This window comes from Kitasatospora sp. NPDC091335, from assembly GCF_044757205.1.
Lineage (GTDB): Bacteria > Actinomycetota > Actinomycetes > Streptomycetales > Streptomycetaceae > Kitasatospora.
The window spans coordinates 468,643-486,309 of the sequence record NZ_JBIVUM010000003.1 but is presented as its reverse complement, the minus strand read 5'-3'; the positions used below and the strand labels follow the sequence as shown (position 1 = coordinate 486,309).

Below are 17,667 nucleotides of genomic sequence, written 5' to 3'. Positions count from 1 at the left end.
ACCGACATGGACGAGAACACCCGCTACCAGGTGCTGCGCAACGACGAGGAGCAGTACTCCCTCTGGCCCGCCGACCTGGAGGTACCGGCCGGCTGGCAGCCCGTCGGCACGGAGGGCACCGAAGCCGAGTGCACCGCCTACGTCGACGAGGTGTGGACCGACATGCGCCCGAAGAGCCTGCGCGAGCGCATGGAGAACGCCGGAGCCTGACCGGCCGTCGGGACGGGGCCGCCGGTCGCGCCACGCGCCGTCCGGCCCCGTCCGGCCGCTGCACCACCGAACCACCACAACACCGAGGAGAGCACCATGACCCCTCCGCTGCGCACCGAACACCTGGAGTTCATCCCCTACCGGACCGACGACGAGGACGCCTTCGTCTCCCTGCTGCGCAACGCGGACGTGTGCCGCTGGATGGGCCAGGACCTCGTGCCCGAGCCGGACATCCGCACGCTGTTCCGGGCGATCCTGTCCGACGTCTACCCCAGGAACCTCTTCGACGTCTGGGGCCTGTGGGCGGACGGGACGTACGCGGGCCACGCCGAGGTGAAGCGGGCCGGGAACGTCGACGGCCACGAACTGGTGACGGCGCTGGCCCCGGAGTTCTGGGGCCGGGGACTGGGCAGCGAGGTGGTTCGCGGGCTGATCCGCTACTCCGGGGAGGAACTGGGGCTCAAGGAGGTGTACGGCCTGGTGGGCGCGGAGAACACCCCTAGCCTGGCGCTGTCCCGGCGGCTGGGCTTCCGGCACCTGCGCGACGTCGTCGCGGACGACGGCTCGGTGTCCAGCCTGTTCGCTGCCTCGACCGCCGGCGCCGGTGCGACCGGCGCCGCCGATCCGGCCTGACCGGGCCGGGCCCGCGGCGTGTGACCACCCGTGCCGCGGGCCCCCGACGGAAGGTTTAGGGGTCCCCCTGCTTCCCGCAACTACCGTGTAGATCAAGAAATCTGAGGCACAATCAGCGGCGAGGGGCCGGTCCTGGTCCGCATCCGTGGAGTCCTCCCGCCGTTCGGCCGGGTGCGACCGCGCAGCGGACGGCAGCTGCCGCATCCGGACGTCCGGATGTCCGGCCGGAGCCCCTGTGGGACCTGCACAGCCACCCGGCGGTGGGCATCGCACGTTCCACGGTGCCCTCCCGCCTGCTGACCTGTCGTCACTCGAACGGGAAGAGACCTCGATGACCTCCATCAAGACCGCCGGCCTCGCCGCCGCGGCCTGCCTCGCCCTCACCACCGCGCTGGCCGCGGCCGCCCCGGCCCAGGCGGCGGGATCAGGCGGCTACGTCGCCCTGGGTGACTCCTACACCGCCGTCGGCACACTGCCCCTGGCTTCGCCGGGCACGCCGTCGTCCTGTGCGCAGAGCACCGACAACTACCCGCACGTCGTGGCCCAGACCCTCGGGCTGCCGCTGGTCGACGTCAGCTGCTCCGGCGCCGCGACCTCCGACCTGTCGAACGCCCAGTCGGCGGACTCCCCGCCGCAGTTCAACGCGCTGACCCCGGCCACCTCGGTGGTCACCCTGGGCATCGGCGGCAACGACAACAACACCTTCAGCACCGCCGTCCAGGGCTGCGAGATCCTCGGCGCGGCCGACTGGCTGAACCTCGGCTCCCCGTGCGCGGACAAGTACAAGTCGACCTTCACCGACGCCATCGCCGCGAGCGAGCCGAACATCGCCGCGTCCGTCCAGCGGATCCACCAGCTCTCGCCGCAGGCCAAGGTCTTCGTCGTCGGCTACCCGAGCATCCTGCCGACGAGCGGCAGCTGCAAGCCGCAGATCCTCATCACCACCAAGGACATCGTCTACCTGAACAACGTCGAGAAGGTCCTCAACGACACCCTGAAGCGGGTGGCGCAGAACAACGGCGCCACGTACGTCGACACCTACACCCCGAGCCTCGGGCACGACGCCTGCAAGAGCGCGTCCGTCCGGTGGGTCGAGCCGCTGATCCCGGCCGGCCCCTACGTGCCGTTCCACCCGAACGCGGCCGGCCAGCGGAACACCGCCGCGGTCGTCTCGGCCGCGCTTCAGGCCGCCGGCGTCAGCTGAGGCGCGCGGTGAGGCGCGCCGGGCCGGTGCGCGGGTGAGGCCCCGGCCCGGCGCGCGCCACCCGTGACCGGGGTGCCGTTCGGACGTCGTCGACGGCGTCCGAACGGCACCCCACGCCGAGCGCAGCACGCCGGCCCCGCGGCCGGACCCGCACCGGGGCCCGTTGGAACACGCCGTCGGCGACGCCCGACCGCGTTCCGGGGCCTCGGTTAGGCTCGTCGGATGACACGACTGGGGACCACACGACTCGACGCCATCGACCGGGCCCTGTTCGACCGCGTCGCCGCCGCGCCCTGGCACGGCACCCGCCCGTGGCTGCGGGGGCTGAGCCGGGCCGCCGACCACGGCGTGCTGTGGATGGGCACCGCCGCCGTCCTCGGCGCGGTCGGCGGACGCCGCGGCCGGCGCGCCGCGCTGCGCGGGCTCGGCGCGCTAGCGATCGCCTCGACCACCGCCAACACCGTCGCCAAGCACGCCACCCGCCGGCCCCGCCCGGCGCTGGACGGCGTGCCGTCGGTGCGCAGGCTGCTGCGCCGGCCCTTCACCACCTCCTTCCCCTCCGGCCACGCAGCCTCCGCGGCAGCCTTCGCCACCGGCGTGGCGATCGAGTCCCCGTTGCTGGGAGCGGCCGTCGCGCCGGTCGCCGCGGCGGTGGCGTTCTCCCGCGTCTACACCGGGGCGCACTACCCGGGCGACGTCCTGGCGGGCGCCGCGCTGGGGACGGCCGCCGCCGCCACGACCCTGCGCTGGTGGCCGCGCTCCTCCGACGTGCCGCCGCCGGCCGCCCCGGCCACCTCCCCGGCCCCGGCCCTGCCGCGCGGACTGGGCCTGTCGGTGGTGGTCAACTCCGGCTCCGGCAACGGTTCCCCGCTCACCCCCGGTCCCGAGGAGACGGCCGAGAAGCTGCGCGCACTGCTGCCCGAGGCGGACGTCCGGGTGTGCGGTCCCGAGGACGACCTGCCGAAGCTGCTGGCCGAGGCCGCCGACCGGGCCGACCGGGCCGGCGGCGCGCTCGGGGTGTGCGGCGGCGACGGCAGCGTCAACCTGGCCGCGGCGCTGGCCGTCGAGCGCGCCCTGCCGCTGGCGGTCTTCCCCGGCGGCACCCTCAACCACTTCGCGCTCGACCTCGGCGCCACCACCCACGAGGCCACCGCCGGGGCCGTCGAGGCCGGCACCGCGGCCGGCGTGGACCTCGGACTGGCCACCGACGGCACCGGCACCCGGACCTTCGTCAACACCTTCAGTCTCGGCATCTACCCCGAACTCGTCCACGAGCGGGAGCGGTTGGAGAAGCGCCTCGGCAAGTGGCCGGCCCTCGCGGTGGCCGTCGCCAGGCTGCTGCCGACCGCCGAACCGGTCACCGTCCACGCCGGCGGCCGCCCGCACCGGCTGTGGCTGCTGTTCGCCGGCAACGGGGCGTACGAACCGGCCGGATTCGCCCCCACCCACCGCGCCGCCCTGGCGGACGGGGAACTCGACGTCCGGGTCGTCGACGGCGGGCGGCCCTTCGCCCGCGCCCGGCTGGCCGCCGCGTTCCTGTCCGGCACCCTGCACCGCTCCCGGGTCTACCGGACGGCCCGGCTGAGCGCCCTGGAGCTGGACTTCCTCGGCGACGCCGACCGGATCGCCGTCGACGGCGAGAGCGTTCCCGCCCGCGGCGCGCTGCGGCTGTCCAAGAAGCCGGCCGGGCTGACCGTGTACCGCCCGTCGGTCGCGTCCTGACCGACCGGGGCCGGCCGGGCCGACCCGGGGCCGGCCGGGCCGGCCGGAGGCCGGTGGCGGCCCGGGCTACCGGACCGCCACCCCGACCAGGCAGGTGTCGTCGTCCGTGTCGGCGCTGCTGTACCGCAGCAGGTGGTCCAGGTGCTCCTCCAGGCCGTCGGCCCCCGCGGCCGACCCGCTGTGCGCCTGCTCGGTGAGCGCCATCAGGCTGGTCAGGGACGCCTGGAGGGACTCGTCGCGACGCTCGATCAGCCCGTCGGTGTACATCACCAGGGTGTCCCCGGCCGCCAGGGCCAGCTCGCCCTCCGCGTAGTCCGCGTGGTCCACCGCCCCGAGGAGGATGCCGCCCAGCTGCGGGAGGGTCGTCGCGTGCCCGCCGCGCAGCAGGACCGGCGGCGGATGGCCGGCCCGGGCCCAGCGGAGCCGGCGGGTCCCGGGCTCGTAGAGGCCGCAGACCGCGGTGGCGGTGACGTTGTCGGTGAGGTGGTGGGTGACGCTGTTGAGCCAGCTCAGCAGCTGGGCCGGCCCGGCACCGGTGGCGGCCAGGCCGCGCAGCGCGTTGCGCAGGGCGACCATGCCGGTGGCGGCCTCGATGCCGTGCCCGGCGACGTCGCCCACGCACAGCAGCACGTCCCCGGTGGGCAGGGTGAGCGCGTCGTACCAGTCCCCGCCGACCAGGTGGCCCTTCTCGGCCGGACGGTAGCGGACGGCGACCCGCAGGTCGTGCAGGTCCAGCGGGCCGCGGGCGGGCGGCATGATGGCGTGCTGGAGCTGGAGGGCGAGGCGGCTGCGTTCCGCGGCCTGCTGCTCGCTCTGGGCCAGCTGGTCACGGGTGGCGGCCAGGGCGACCTCCGTCCAGTGCTGGGCGGAGATGTCCTGGTAGGCGCCGCGGACGAGCCGCAGGTCGCTGCCGGGCGTGGGGACGGGCTCCGCCACGACGCGGATGTGCCGGGTGACGCCGTCGGGGCGCTGGAGGCGGAACGCGGTGGAGGCCGGACGCCGGTGGTGCAGCAGGGTGCGCAGGAACCGGCCGATGGTGTGCCGGTCGTCCGGGTGGGCGTGCTCGGCCAGCTGGTCCAGGGCGATCGGCGGCGCGGTGGGCGGCAGCCCGTGCAACTCGTACAGGGTCTCGTTCCAGGCGATCCGGCGGGTCCGCAGGTTCTCCTCGAAGCCGCCGATCCGGCCGAGCCGCTGGGCGTGCTGGAGCAGCCGGGCGACCCTCGGGGTGCCGTCGTCGAGGCGCCAGACGACCGCCAGGTGGGTGCCGGTCCGGCTGATGCTCACCCGGGCCCCGGCGGTCAGCCGCACGCCGTCGACCACGGCGGCGAGCCGCATGTCGTGGGTGCGGAAGGGCTCCCCGGTGGCGAGGACGTGCTCGACCTTCTCGGCCAGGCCGCCGGGTTCGGCCGCCAGCGGGTACGCCTCCAGCAGGCGGGTGCCCGCGATGGCACTGGTCGGCCGGCCGGCGAAGTCGACGAAGGCCGGATTGACGTGCCGGATCACGAAGTGCGGCGGGTGGCCGTCGCCGTCGGGTGACAGCCGCAGGACCAGGCACGGGTCGAGGAGGCCGTCGACCAGCTGCCGCAGTTCGCCGAACTCCCGGTCGGCGAGGCCGGGGGCGGAGAGCTCCTGGCCGCTCCGGGAGTCCAGCGTGGCGGCGGCCAGCTCCGCGAGCGCCTCGAACTGCCGCTGGAGCGACTGGGACTGCTCGGGCAGCGCGTCGTGCCAGCAGATCTCCAGGACACCGATGAGCCGGCCGCCGGTGCCGGCCGGGACGGCCAGCCGGCCGCCGCGGATCTCGTGCTGGCCGATCGACGGCAGCGAGGCCTCGGCGAGCGTCGGGTAGCCGATGGCCGAGCGCTCGTCGAGGGCCCGGCGGGCCGGGGTCGGCACGCCCGGTGGGACGTGACGCCAGCGGCGGGCCTCCTCCTCGTGGAAGCCGGCACTGCCCGCCAGCGACAGCGAGAGGTCGGGGTGGGCCGCCCAGACGGCGACGGCGGCCACGCCGAGCGGCCGGAGCGCGTGCTCCAGCATCGAGCGGGCGGCCGCCGGGGCGTCACCGCCCGCGAGGGCGTCCGCCTCGGTGCTCCGGAGCCGGACGGCCACCGGCTCCGCGGGCGGGACCGACGCACCGGCGACGAAGCCGCGGGCGAGTGCGGAGATCTCGTCCGACGCGGACTGGTTGACCAGGTCGGCGGCGAGCGCCAGGACCGACACCCCGGCCTGCTCGGCGAGGGTCTCCAGCTGCCTGCCCGCCTCGGTGGGGCCGCACCGCAGGCGTTCCACGAGCACGCCGACGGCCATCTCGACCACGGCCCGACCTGCCGAGTGGGCCTGGGCGTGGTCCAGCTCCAGCCGCAGCCGCTCGACCGTGCCGGCGAGCCGGCCGACCGCCGTCGCCTCGCGCTCGGCCTCCCGGACGCCGGGCGCCCCCGCCGCGCTCGGCGCCCCCGGGGCGGTGGCGCTCCGTTGCGGTCCGACCCGCGCGGGGCCGGCGGCCGGTCCGGCCGACGGGGGGCGGCCGGTGGCGGACCGGTCCGGTGGCTGCTGCACGGTCGTGGCTCCTGGGGTCTGGATCGCGGGAGGCGGTCAGCGGGCGAGGTTGTGCCTGATCCGGCTGATCACCTCGTCGGAGTCGACCGGCTTGGTGATGTAGTCGCTGGCTCCCGACGCCAGGCTCTTCTCCCGGTCGCCGACCATGGCCTTGGCGGTCACCGCGATGATCGGCAGCCCCTCGTGCTCGGGCATGGCGCGGATCGCCGCGGTGGCGGAGTAGCCGTCCATCTCCGGCATCATCACGTCCATCAGGATCACGTCGATCCCCGGGTGGACGGCGAGCGCTTCGAGCGCGGCGCGCCCGTTCTCGGCCTGGAGGACGTTCATGCCGTGCAGTTCCAGGATGCTGGTGATCGCGTACAGGTTGCGGTCGTCGTCGTCGACCACCAGCGCGGTGCGCCCGGAGAGCACCGGGTCGGCCCCGGGGCTCCAGGCGGGCCTGCGGCCGGTGTCGCGCACCAGCTGCACGACGTTCCCCGGCCGGTCGGCGCTCATGTGCAGCGCGATGCGTTCGCGCAGCTCGTCGAGGCTGGAGATGAGTTCCAGGGGCCGCGAGCCCTCGCGGCTCGCCGCGTGTTCCTGCTCCGCGGTGACGCCCCGGTTGTCGTGGGCCAGCACCGGGACGGTGGACAGGGCGGGATCGCCCTCCATCTCCTCCAGGAGGGTCACGGCCGTCCCGTCGGGCAGGCCCAGTTCCAGGACGACGCAGTGGCACGGCGCGGTGGCCAGGGCGGTGGCGGCCTCCTGGGCGCCGACCGCGGTGACGATCTCGACCCTCCGCTGCCCGTCCGAGTAGCGGGCGAGGTCGTCGACGGCGTTCTCGGCGACCAGGGAGAGCAGACCGTTGGGGCGGCCCTCCACCACGAGCAGGCGCCGCGGGCGGCCGGGGGCGGCGGGGTGGTCCGGACCGTGCCCGGTGTCCGCCGAGGGCTCCGGCGCACGGCCTTCGAGCGCCCCGGGCGTCGTGCCGGTGCCGTTCGCGGAGAGGTCGGGGCGTTCGGCGGGGAGGAAGAGGGTGAAGCTGCTTCCCCGGCCCGGGGTGCTCTCCACGGTGATCGCGCCACCGAGCAGGAAGGCGATCTCCCGGCTGATCGACAGGCCGAGCCCGGTGCCGCCGTACTTGCGGCTGGTGGTGCCGTCGGCCTGCTGGAAGGCGCCGAAGACGGTCTCCAGGTGCTGGGGGGCGATGCCGATGCCGGTGTCGGTGACCCGGAAGGCGAGCACGGGGCCGTCGCGGCGGACGCCCTCGGGGATCTCCGTCTCGTCGGCGGGCGCGATGTGCAGACCGACCCGGCCCTGCTCGGTGAACTTGACGGCGTTGGACAGCAGGTTGCGCAGCACCTGGCGCAACCGGTAGTCGTCGGTGGGGAGTTCGGTCGGGACCCGGTCGGCCGTCCGGACCGCGAAGGCGAGGTTCTTCTGGCTGGTCATGGGGCGGAAGGTGGCCTCGACGTAGTCGAGCAGCGCCTGCAGCGGCACGGCCTCGATGTTGAGGTCCATCTTCCCGGCCTCGACCTTGGAGAGGTCGAGGATGTCGTTGATGAGCTGGAGCAGGTCGGATCCGGCGGAGTGGATGATGCCGGCGTACTCGACCTGCTTGGCGGTCAGGTTCCTGGTGGGGTTCTGGGCGAGCAGCTGGGCGAGGATGAGCAGGCTGTTGAGCGGGGTGCGCAGCTCGTGGCTCATGTTGGCCAGGAACTCGGACTTGTACTTCGAGGCGAGCGACAGCTGGTGGGCGCGCTCCTCCAGCTCCTGGCGGGCCTGTTCGATCTCCAGGTTCTTGGTCTCGATGTCGCCCTTCTGGGCGGCGAGGAGTTCCGCCTTCTCCTCCAACTCGGCGTTGGAGGCCTGGAGTTCCTCCTGGCGTGCCTGTAGCTCCGCGGACCTGGCCCGGAGTTCGGTGGTGAGCCGCTGGGACTCGCCGAGGAGTTCGTCGGTGCGGGCGCTGGCGATGATGGTGTTGACGTTGACGCCGATGGTCTCCATGAGCCGGCCCAGGAAGTCCCGGTGGACCTGGGTGAACGGCCGGACCGAGGCCAGCTCCATGACGCCCAGCACCTGCTCCTCGACCACGATCGGCAGCACGATCAGCGACAGCGACTCGGTGCGGCCGAGGCCGGAGGACGCGGCCAGGTAGTCCGGCGGAAGGGCGTCGACGGCGATGATCCGCCGGCTGCGCGCGGCCTGGCCGACGAAGGACTCGCCGAGCCGGAAGCGGGTCGGGCGCTCGCCGTCGGGGAACGCGTAGGAGCCGACCAGCCGCAGTACGGTGCCGTCCTGGCTGTCCTCGGCGAGGTAGAAGGCGCCGCACTGCCCGCCGACCAGCGGGGCGAGTTCGTCCATGACGGACTCGGCGACGACCGCGAGGTCGCGCCTGCCCTGCATCAGCGCGGAGAAGCGGGCGAGGTTGGTCTTGAGCCAGTCCTGTTCCTCGTTGGCGCGGGTGGTCTCGCGCAGGGACTCCACCATGGCGTTGATGTTGTCCTTGAGGTCGGCGACCTCGCCGGAGGCGTCCACGGTGATCGAGCGGGTCAGGTCCCCTGCGGTGACGGCACCGGTGACCTCGGCGATGGCGCGGACCTGCCGGGTGAGGTTGCCGGCCAGCTCGTTGACGTTCGCGGTGAGTCGTTTCCAGGTGCCGGAGACGCCCTCGACCCTGGCCTGGCCGCCGAGGCGCCCCTCGGTGCCGACCTCGCGGGCCACCCGGGTCACCTCGTCGGCGAACGAGGACAGCTGGTCGACCATCGTGTTGATGGTGGTCTTCAGCTCCAGGATCTCGCCCCGGGCGGAGACGGTGATCTTCTGGGTGAGGTCGCCCTCGGCCACCGCCGTGGCGACCTGGGCGATGGCGCGGACCTGGCCGGTCAGGTTGCCGGCCATGGAGTTCACCGAGTCGGTCAGGTCGCGCCACGTTCCCGAGACGCCCTCGACCCTGGCCTGGCCGCCGAGCCGTCCCTCGGTGCCGACCTCGCGGGCCACCCGGGTCACCTCCCCGGCGAACGAGGACAGCTGGTCGACCATCGTGTTGACGGTGTCCTTGAGCTCCAGGATCTCGCCGCGCGCGTCGACCTCGATCTTCTGGGTGAGGTCCCCGCGCGCCACCGCCGTGGTCACCTGGGCGATGTTGCGCACCTGCCAGGTGAGGTTCCCGGCCATGGCGTTGACCGAGTCGGTGAGGTCCGCCCAGGTGCCCGACACCCCCGGCACCTGCGCCTGGCCGCCGAGGCGTCCCTCGGTGCCGACCTCGCGGGCCACCCGGGTCACCTCCGAGGTGAAGTGCGACAGCTGGTCGACCATCCCGTTGAACACGGTGGCGATCTCACCGAGCAGCCCGTCCGCGTCGCCGGGCAGTTCGGTGCTGAAGTCGCCGTCCCGCACGGCCGTCAGCCCCGCCAGCAGCTGCCGCAGCTCGGGCTCGTTCACCAGCGCGATGGCCGGCCCGTCCTGAGGGCGGTCCCGCGGGTCGTCGGACAGGGTCGGGCCGGCCATCGAAAACGTCGCCTCCGTAGAACGCCGGGCCGACGGGCCGCCTCCGGGCGTGGGCACCGCGGAGCGGACCGGATGGACCCAGCCGTGGTTCGAGGTGTCAAGTGTGGTGTGTACCCGTTCGGAGGCTATCGCAGGCCTTGACCGGCCCGAAACGGCCGGAGGTCACGGCGGGGTGGGCGGTTCGGTGGCGCACCCGAGGTGTACGAACGTTCTCCATGGAACCTTCACGGCGGAGTCCGCCGAGGAGGCCCTGACCCGCTGAGCCGGGAGATCCCCGGCGGGCACCGCGGGAGCCGGCGGACGGTCATGGTCCCGCGTGCGCGGGGGAAACCGGGCAGCACGCGACACCGCCGTCGATCCGAAGGGGCGGCCTCACATGACGACGGGCCGGGGGACCCTGGACGGTGAGCCGCGGCGGCCCTGCCCGGCCCTGCCCGTCGGCGGCCGGCGCAGACGGCTGACGCCGGCCGCAGTGCCGAGGCCGGCCGCCCGGGCCAGGGGCTTCACCGCCGAGGTGGTGGGGGACTGGTACGTGCCCGATGTCCACCCGGCCGTCGTGCTGCTGGTGGCGGAGCCGGTCGCCGACGCCGTGCGGCCCGGGGCCGCCGCCGGACCCGGTGGTCCATGCCGACGGGGCGCCCGCGACCACGGGCGCCCCGTCCGGCGAGCGGCTACCAGCGGTACCAGCGGCCCCGTCCGCCGGCTGTGGTCGTGCCCCGGGCGATGAAGCCGAGCAGCCACACGACGAGCACGATGACGGCTGCCCACCAGAGCACCTTCAGGGCGAAGCCGGCGCCGAACAGGATCAGGGCGAGCAGCAGGACCAGCAGGAGCGGGATCATGGTTGGACCTCCTCGGATAGGCGGTGTGACCGCCCTCCTGCCCCCGGACGGCGAAGGCATGCCCCGCTCCTTCGCCACCAGCCGGCCCGGGGGAAAGAGGCATGAACGGGCGCGACGGGGTTAGACGAGCGGGACACCCGCGTACCCCGATCGGAAGGAACCGCCGTGTCCGACCTCTCCCGCCCGCCCGTCGTACCGGACCAGCCCTGGAGCCGGGAGGCGGCCGGAGCCTGTGGCAGCGCCGACAGCGGCCTCTTCGACCGCTCCGCGGAGGAGGCGGGCGCCGCCGCCAGGGAGCGGGAGGAGGAGGCCAAGGCGGTCTGCGCCGGCTGCGAGGTCCGGGTGGAGTGCCGCCGCCACGCGCTCGCCACCCGGGAGCCGTACGGCGTCCGCGGCGGTCTGACCGAGGACGAGCGGCGCGCCCTGTTCACCAGCGACCCCGTTCCGTCCGCCGCCTGACCGGAACGGCACGGGCCCCGGCCGGGCGCGGCCTCCGGACCGGGGGCCGCGCCGCGCCCGCGCCGGTCAGGCCCGGGTGGCCTGCGTGGACTGGGTGGCCTGGGTGGCCGCCTCGGCCAGCGGGCGGTGGCAGGCCACCGCGCGGCCGGGGCTAACCTCCCGCAACCGCGGCTCCTCGCCGGCGCAGCGGCTGTCGGCCAGCGGGCAGCGGGTGCGGAAGCGGCAGCCGGACGGGGGGTCGAGCGGCGAGGGCGGGTCGGCGGGGAGCAGCCCGGTGTCGCCCAGCGGGCGGCCGGGTTCGGGCACCGCGGCGAGTAGGGCGGCGGTGTAGGGGTGGGCCGGGGCGGCGAGGACGGCCTCGGTGGGGCCGCGTTCGCAGATCCGGCCGAGCTGGAGCACGGCCACCTCGTCGCTGACCGCCCGGACGACGCCGAGGTCGTGGGAGATGAAGAGGCCGGCCAGCCCGCGTTCCTCGGTGAGGCCGCGCAGCAGGTTGAGCACGGTGGCCTGGGCCGAGACGTCGAGCGCGGAGACCGCCTCGTCGGCGATCAGCACCCGGGGTTCGGCGGCCAGCGCCCGGGCGATGGCGACCCGTTGGGCCTGCCCGCCGGAGAGCTGGCTCGGCCGGCGGTCGCCGAACAGGGCGGGCGGCAGGCCGACGGCCTCCAGCTGCCGGGTGACGGTCTCCTCGCGGTCACGGGCCGGGTCGGGGTGGGCGTCGAGGGACTCGGCGACCAGGTCGCGGACCCGGCGGCGCGGGTTGAGCGAGGACACCGGGTCCTGGAAGACCATCTGGAGGCGCGGCCGGACGGCCCGCAGGGCGCGCGGGGAGAGGGTGGCGAGGTCGGTGCCGTCCAGGGTGACGGTGCCGGCGGTGGGCGGGGGCAGCCGCAGCAGGGCCTTGGCGATGCTGCTCTTGCCGGAGCCGGACTCGCCGACCAGGGCGAGGGTGCGGCGCGGGTACAGGGTGAGGTCGACGCCGCTGACGGCGTGCAGCGGGCCGGAGCGGGTGCGGTGGACGACGGCGAGGCCGGTGGCCTCCAGGACGGCCTCTCCCGGAGTGGCGACGTCGGGGGCGACGGCTGCGGGGGCGGTGGTCATGCCACGGACTCCAGTTCGTCGGGCGAGGGGGCGGGGGCGTCGGGCGTGGCCCCGGGCACGGTGAGCGGGAAGTGGCAGTCGGCGGTGTGGCCGTCCGCCGCGGTGTGGGTGGGCGGCGCGGTCTCGGTGCAGAGCGCTGTCGCCCGCTCGCAGCGCGGGGCGAAGGGGCAGCCGGGGGTCGGCCTGCTGAGGTCGGGAGGTGAGCCGGGGATGGCGGGCAGGGTGCGGCGCAGCGGGCCGGTGACCCTCGGGACGGAGCGCAGCAGCGCCGCGGTGTAGGGGTGGCGGGGGTGCTGGGTGACGGCCTCGGTGGGGCCGGTCTCGACGATCCGGCCGCCGTACATGACGGCGATCCGCCGGGCCCGCCCGTACAGCAGGCCGATGTCGTGGGTGATCAGCAGGGTGGCGAGGCCGCGGCTGCGCCGGTGCTGGTCGAGCAGGTCGAGGACGGTGCGCTGGACGGTGACGTCCAGGGCGGTGGTGGGTTCGTCGGCGAGCAGCAGGGCGGGTTCGCCGGCCAGGGCGGCGGCGATGCCGACCCGCTGGCGCAGGCCGCCGGAGAGCTCGTGCGGGTGGGCGCGGGCCCGCCGGGCGGGGTCGGGGACATCGACGGCGGCGAGCAACTCGGTGGCGGTGCGCAGCCGTTCGCGCCGGGAGAGGCGACGCCGGTTGGTGATGGACTCGGTGACCTGGTCGGCGATCCTGACGACGGGGTTGAGCGAGGTCATCGGGTCCTGGTGGACCATGGCGATCCCGGTGCCGAGCAGCGCGGCGCGGCGGGCGGGGGTGGCGGCGAGCAGGTCCTCGCCGTGCAGCCGGATCTCGCCGGTGGCGACGGCCCTGGTGGTGCGGGACTCGACGCCGAGGACGGTGCGGGCGAGCACGGACTTGCCGGAGCCGGACTCGCCGACCACGCCGAGGCACTCGCCGGCCTCGATGGCGAGGCTGACGCCGTGCAGGACGTGCAGGGTCCGGCCGTCGGGGGTGTGCAGGACGGCGTCCAGCGAGCGGACGTCGAGGACGGGGGCGGAGGTCATCCGCGCACTCCCTTCGTGGCGGCGGTCTTCGTCGCGGCGGTCTTCGTCGCGGCGGTCTTCGTGGTGCCGGACTTCCTGGCGGCGCGCCTCGCGACGGCCGGCTTCGTGGCGGCGGGACCCCCCGGGCGCAGGTGCTCCCCGAGGTAGTTGAGGGCGAGGACGGTCAGACAGAGCACCGCGGCGGGTGCCAGCGAGATCCACGGCGAACTGCCCAGCGTGGTGCGCCCCTCGGCGATGATGCCGCCCCAGGAGGGCTCCGGCGGGCGCAGCCCGAATCCGAGGAAGCTGAGCGAGCCCTCGGCGACGATGGCGACCGTGGTGGCGGTGAAGGCGAAGGTCAGGGCGATCGGCACGACGTGCGGCACGATCTCGCGGCGCAGGATGCGCAGCGGGGTGGTGCCGAGCATGCGGGCGGCCTGGACGAAGCCGCGCTCGCTGAGCGAGAGCACGACGGCGCGCACCACCCGGGTGAAGTGCGGGACGGTCAACAGTCCGATCAGGGTGCCGATCACGGTGAGGCTCGGGCCGCGCAGCGAGACCACGATCATCACCAGGATCAGGCTGGGCACGGACATCAGCAGGTCGGTGGCGAAGCCGATCACCTTGTCGACCGGGCCGCGGAACCAGCCGGCGGCGAGGCCGAGCGCGCCGCCGCCGAGCAGGCCGACCAGGATGGTCAGGGCGGCGACGGTGAAGGAGGCGCGGGCCCCGGCGACGGTGCGTTGCAGGACGTCCCGTCCGGCGGCGTCGGTGCCCAGCCAGTGGCCGGGCCCGGGGGCGGCGGCGGGGTGGGCGAAGTCGCCGTGCAGCGGGTCGAAGCCGGGCAGCAGCGGCAGCAGCAGGGCGGCGAGGGCGACCACGGCCAGCCAGGCCGCGGCGGCGAGCACGCCGGCCGGGGGCCGGCGGCGGGCGGTGCGGACGGCGGGGGCCGCGGGGGTCGCGGCGGCCGGGCCGGCGCTCGCGGCGGTGCTCACGGTCTCAGCGGTGGTCATGGGCGATCCTCGGGTCGATCGTTCGGTACAGCAGGTCGACCGCGAGGGTGGCCGCGACCACGCCGACGGCGCTGACCACCACCACGGCCTGGACGACGGGGAAGTCCCGGCCGGCGATGGCCCCGGAGGCCAGGCTGCCGACGCCGGGCACCGCGAACAGCGACTCGACCAGCACCGAGCCGCCCAGCGAGGTGCCGATGCCGATCCCGACCAGGGTGACCAGCGGCAGGCTGGAGGGCCGCAGGGCGCGGCGCAGCAGCAGCCGGGTGGTGCCCATGCCGCGGCTGCGGGCGGCGGCGACGTACGGCTGGTCGAGGGTGTCGAGCAGCTGTCCGCGCAGGGCGCGGGTGAACACGGCGGCCTCGGTGAGGCCGAGGGTGAGCGCGGGCAGCACCAGGTGGCGCAGGTTCTCGGCCGGGTCCTCGGTGAACGGGGTCCAGCCGGTGGCGGGCAGGATGCGCAGCTGCACGGCGGCGATCCAGATGAGCAGCAGGCCGAGGGCGAAGCCGGGGACGGCGAGCCAGGCGAAGGTGCCGGCGGTGGCGATCCGGTCGAAGAGGCCGCCGGGCCGCCAGGCGGAGACCAGGGCGACGGGCACGGCGATGGCGAGTGCCACCACCTGGGCGGCGAGGAAGAGTTCGAGGGTGACGGGGATGCGGTCGGCGAGTTCGGTGGTGACGGCGGCGCCGGTGGACAGCGAGTGGCCGAGGTCACCGTGCAGGGCGTCGCCGATCCACTGCCAGGTGGCGGCGAACACGTTGCGGTCCAGGCCGAGTCCGGCCTCGTAGACGGAGATCTGCTCGGGGGTGGCGGTGGGGCCGAGGGCGGCGACGGCGGGGGAGCCCGGCATCAGGTGGGGCAGGGTCAGGGCGCCGAGGGCGACCAGCAGCAGGACGGCCGCGGCGCGGCCGAGCTGCCCGCCGTACCGCAGCGCGGTGCGGGTGCGAGGGGTCATCGCTTCACCCACAGGGTGGCCGGGGAGAGGTTGAGGACGGTGCGCTTGGACAGGTCGGGCAGCCCGCCGACCTTGGTGGCGCCGACGAAGCCGAGGGTGTTCTCGGTGAGGAAGACCATCGGCGCCTCGCCGACGACCCGGGCGGCGGCCCGGTTGTAGGCCGCGCCGCGCTTGGCGGGGTCGATCGAGGAGCGGCCCTCGGCGATCGCCTGCTGGGCCTCGGGGTCGGACCAGCCGGTGAAGTTGTAGGGCGAGTTCGGCAGGTAGAGGCTGGCGAGCGCGGTGTCGGTGTCGCCGAACATGCTGGTGATGAAGTCCATCACCTGGAACTTGCGCTGGAGCATCGCGGTGCCGAGGCCCGCGCTGTCGAGCGGCTTGATCGTCACCTTGATGCCGGCCTCGCCGAGCATCTGCTGGATCACGGTGGCCCGCTGCTGGCCTTCGGGGCGGCCGTCGATGAGGTAGTCGAAGGCGAGGTCGGGGTGCCCGGCCTCGGCGAGCAGGGCGCGGGCCTTGGCCACGTCGCGGGCCGGGTACCGGGCGTCCGTCCGGTACGGGGAGCGGGAGCCGATCGGGCCGTCGGAGACGGTGCCCTGGCCGAGGTAGACGACCTTCTCGACGGCCTCGCGGTCGATCGCGTACTGGACGGCCTGGCGGACCCGCACGTCGTCGAAGGGGGCGGCCTTGGTGTTGAAGAGGACGGTGCTGGTGGAGCCGGGCCCGGTGGCGGTGCGCAGCCCGTCGGTGGCGGCCTGCTTGAGCTGACTGGGCGTCTCGGTCCAGACCAGGTCGGTGTCGCCGGAGCGCAGCGACTGGTAGCGGCTGTCGGCGTCGGGCAGCACCCGGTAGACGAGCTTGTCGGCGTGGCCCTTGGCGCCCCAGTAGGCGGGGTTGCGGGTCAGGGTGGCGGAGACCCCGGGCTGCACGCTCTCCACCGTGTACGGGCCGGAGCCGACGGCGGGGGCGTCCCCGGCCGGTGCCTCGGAGACGTAGCCGAGGGAGCGGGTGAACAGGCTGGGGAAGCCGGCGTCGGGAGACTTGAGGGTGAAGCTGACGGTGGTCGGTCCGGTGACGGCGGTGGCGGCGATGGCGGCCGCGTCGACGGCGCACGCGCACTTGCTCTCCGGCTTGCTGAGCCGGGCGACGTGGTCGGCGACGGCCTGGGCGTCCAGCGGCTTGCCGTCGCTGAACTTCACGCCCTCGTGCAGGTCGAGGGTCCAGACCTTGGCGTCCGCGTCGGGGGTGAAGGACTTGGCGAGGTAGGGCTGGACGGTGCCGTTGTCGCCGTTGACCATCAGCGGGTCGTACAGGGCGTTGGCGAGGATCATCATCGGCATCGAGGTGAGGGTGCCGTCGGCGGGGTCGAGCTTGGTGAACGGCCGGTCCAGGCCGATCTTGAGGGTGCCGCCGTCCACGGCCGGGCCGTCGCCCGCCGCGCCGGTGTTCCCGGCGGTGCCGCCGCTGCCGGACATCGCGTCGTCGGAGGCGGAGCAGGCGGTGAGCGTGAGCGCGGCCGTGCAGGCCGCTGCTACCAGGAGGTGGGTGTGCCGCTTCATGGTTCCTCGGTTCGGGGAGTGCGGGGGCGGCCCGGGGGGAGTTCGGCCGCCGACGACCCACACCATTCCGGAAGTGGCAGTACTGCCAAAAGGCAGTTGTGCAAATTCAAGATGACGAAACCCCGAAGAGTCGGCGCTCGCCTTGAGCGAGCACGGTCGGACGTGGTTCGGTACAGACAGCCGCCCCCTCGGCGGCCCCATCCACACCCGACTCACCGAACGGAAACGGAAGAACGATGCAGGGGACGGACACCGTGGCGGAGCCGGGCATGCGCGACCGCAAGAAGGCGCGCACCCGCGACAGCATCCGCACCGCGGCGCTCGACCTCTTCGAGGAGCAGGGCTACGAGCGCACCACCGTGGACCAGATCTGCCGCCGCGCCGACGTCGCCCACCGCACGTTCTTCCGCTACTACCCGGCCAAGGAGGCCCTGCTCTTCGGCTGGGACTTCGGTCACGTCCTGCTCGACGCGTTCGCCGAGGCCTCGGCCGAACTCCCGCTCTGGGGCGCGCTCGAACACGCGGTGACCGTCACCGGCGGACGGCTGGAGGAGTCCGTCGAGCACACCGCCCGGCGCCGCCGGCTGCGCCAGGGACTGCTGGAGGTGCACTCCGTGCACAACTACGCCCTGGTCGTCATCGACGCCTTCATCGAACGCACCGTCACCATCGCCGCCGAGCGGCTCGGCGTCGACCCGGTCGAGGACCTGCGTCCGACCGCGCTCGGCGCGATGTTCGGCGGCATGGTGCGGCGCCACGTCCTGACCGGCCCGGAGAGCGGCAGGCTGACCGACTGGGTCAGGGCCTACCGGGACGTGCTCGCCGCGGCGGGCTGACCCGGACCGGCCCCACACCCCGTCACACCCCGCCACCCCCGGGCGCGCCGCCGGCCGCCCGGTCGGCACCGCACG

14 protein-coding genes are annotated in these 17,667 nt (G+C 74.6%); 6 read left to right on the top strand and 8 right to left on the bottom strand.

Annotation, left to right across the window (positions count from 1 at the left end; genetic code table 11):
* Positions 1-6: 6 nt before the first annotated feature.
* From ACIQOW_RS10830 to ACIQOW_RS10815, 4 genes are all read left to right on the top strand, one after another.
* Complete coding sequence (locus tag ACIQOW_RS10830) at positions 7-210, top strand: MbtH family NRPS accessory protein (protein ID WP_363384014.1); 204 nt, start codon at positions 7-9, stop codon at positions 208-210.
* 96 nt (positions 211-306) lie between these two features.
* Positions 307-843, top strand: coding sequence for a GNAT family N-acetyltransferase (locus tag ACIQOW_RS10825; RefSeq protein WP_401082500.1), 537 nt, complete (start codon positions 307-309; stop codon positions 841-843).
* A 331-nt stretch (positions 844-1,174) separates the two neighbouring features.
* Positions 1,175-2,047 carry an SGNH/GDSL hydrolase family protein gene (locus ACIQOW_RS10820; RefSeq protein ID WP_401082497.1) on the top strand — a complete coding sequence of 291 codons (873 nt, stop codon included), beginning with the start codon at positions 1,175-1,177 and terminating at the stop codon, positions 2,045-2,047.
* A 222-nt stretch (positions 2,048-2,269) separates the two neighbouring features.
* On the top strand, positions 2,270-3,769 hold the full coding sequence (locus ACIQOW_RS10815) for a bifunctional phosphatase PAP2/diacylglycerol kinase family protein (RefSeq protein ID WP_401082495.1): 1,500 nt from the start codon (positions 2,270-2,272) through the stop codon (positions 3,767-3,769).
* A 66-nt stretch (positions 3,770-3,835) separates the two neighbouring features.
* On the opposite strand, the gene ACIQOW_RS10810 is transcribed toward ACIQOW_RS10815, so the two are convergent.
* From ACIQOW_RS10810 to ACIQOW_RS10800, 3 genes are all read right to left on the bottom strand, one after another.
* Positions 3,836-6,322, bottom strand: a complete 2,487-nt coding sequence (locus tag ACIQOW_RS10810) for a SpoIIE family protein phosphatase (protein ID WP_401082493.1) — start codon at positions 6,320-6,322, stop codon at positions 3,836-3,838.
* 36 nt (positions 6,323-6,358) lie between these two features.
* Positions 6,359-9,814 (bottom strand): HAMP domain-containing protein, encoded by a 3,456-nt coding sequence (locus ACIQOW_RS10805; protein ID WP_401082491.1) that lies wholly within the window; start codon positions 9,812-9,814, stop codon positions 6,359-6,361.
* Positions 9,815-10,485: 671 nt separating this feature from the next.
* Positions 10,486-10,656, bottom strand: coding sequence for a hydrophobic protein (locus ACIQOW_RS10800; protein WP_401082490.1), 171 nt, complete (start codon positions 10,654-10,656; stop codon positions 10,486-10,488).
* Positions 10,657-10,821: 165 nt separating this feature from the next.
* On the opposite strand from ACIQOW_RS10800, the gene ACIQOW_RS10795 reads away from it, so the two are divergent.
* Positions 10,822-11,115 carry a WhiB family transcriptional regulator gene (locus tag ACIQOW_RS10795; RefSeq protein WP_401082487.1) on the top strand — a complete coding sequence of 98 codons (294 nt, stop codon included), beginning with the start codon at positions 10,822-10,824 and terminating at the stop codon, positions 11,113-11,115.
* A 66-nt stretch (positions 11,116-11,181) separates the two neighbouring features.
* On the opposite strand, the gene ACIQOW_RS10790 is transcribed toward ACIQOW_RS10795, so the two are convergent.
* Genes ACIQOW_RS10790 through ACIQOW_RS10770 form a run of 5 tightly spaced genes read right to left on the bottom strand, consistent with a single transcriptional unit; the run spans position 11,182 to position 16,756 of the window.
* A complete protein-coding gene (locus tag ACIQOW_RS10790) occupies positions 11,182-12,216 on the bottom strand; it encodes an ABC transporter ATP-binding protein (RefSeq protein ID WP_401082484.1) in 1,035 nt (344 codons plus the stop codon).
* Positions 12,213-13,253: an ABC transporter ATP-binding protein gene (locus ACIQOW_RS10785; RefSeq protein ID WP_401082482.1), complete on the bottom strand. Its 1,041-nt coding sequence runs from the start codon at positions 13,251-13,253 to the stop codon at positions 12,213-12,215. The genes ACIQOW_RS10790 and ACIQOW_RS10785 overlap by 4 nt, the downstream gene beginning before the upstream one ends.
* Positions 13,250-14,245 carry an ABC transporter permease gene (locus tag ACIQOW_RS10780; protein WP_401082479.1) on the bottom strand — a complete coding sequence of 332 codons (996 nt, stop codon included), beginning with the start codon at positions 14,243-14,245 and terminating at the stop codon, positions 13,250-13,252. Before ACIQOW_RS10780 ends, ACIQOW_RS10785 begins: the two co-directional genes overlap by 4 nt.
* A complete protein-coding gene (locus ACIQOW_RS10775) occupies positions 14,232-15,200 on the bottom strand; it encodes an ABC transporter permease (protein WP_401082476.1) in 969 nt (322 codons plus the stop codon). Before ACIQOW_RS10775 ends, ACIQOW_RS10780 begins: the two co-directional genes overlap by 14 nt.
* Positions 15,197-16,756, bottom strand: a complete 1,560-nt coding sequence (locus tag ACIQOW_RS10770; protein ID WP_401082473.1) for an ABC transporter substrate-binding protein — start codon at positions 16,754-16,756, stop codon at positions 15,197-15,199. Before ACIQOW_RS10770 ends, ACIQOW_RS10775 begins: the two co-directional genes overlap by 4 nt.
* Positions 16,757-16,992: 236 nt before the next feature.
* On the opposite strand from ACIQOW_RS10770, the gene ACIQOW_RS10765 reads away from it, so the two are divergent.
* The gene (locus ACIQOW_RS10765; RefSeq protein WP_401082471.1) at positions 16,993-17,592 is read left to right on the top strand and encodes a TetR family transcriptional regulator; all 600 of its coding nucleotides are present in this window, start codon (positions 16,993-16,995) and stop codon (positions 17,590-17,592) included.
* Positions 17,593-17,667 lie beyond the last annotated feature (75 nt).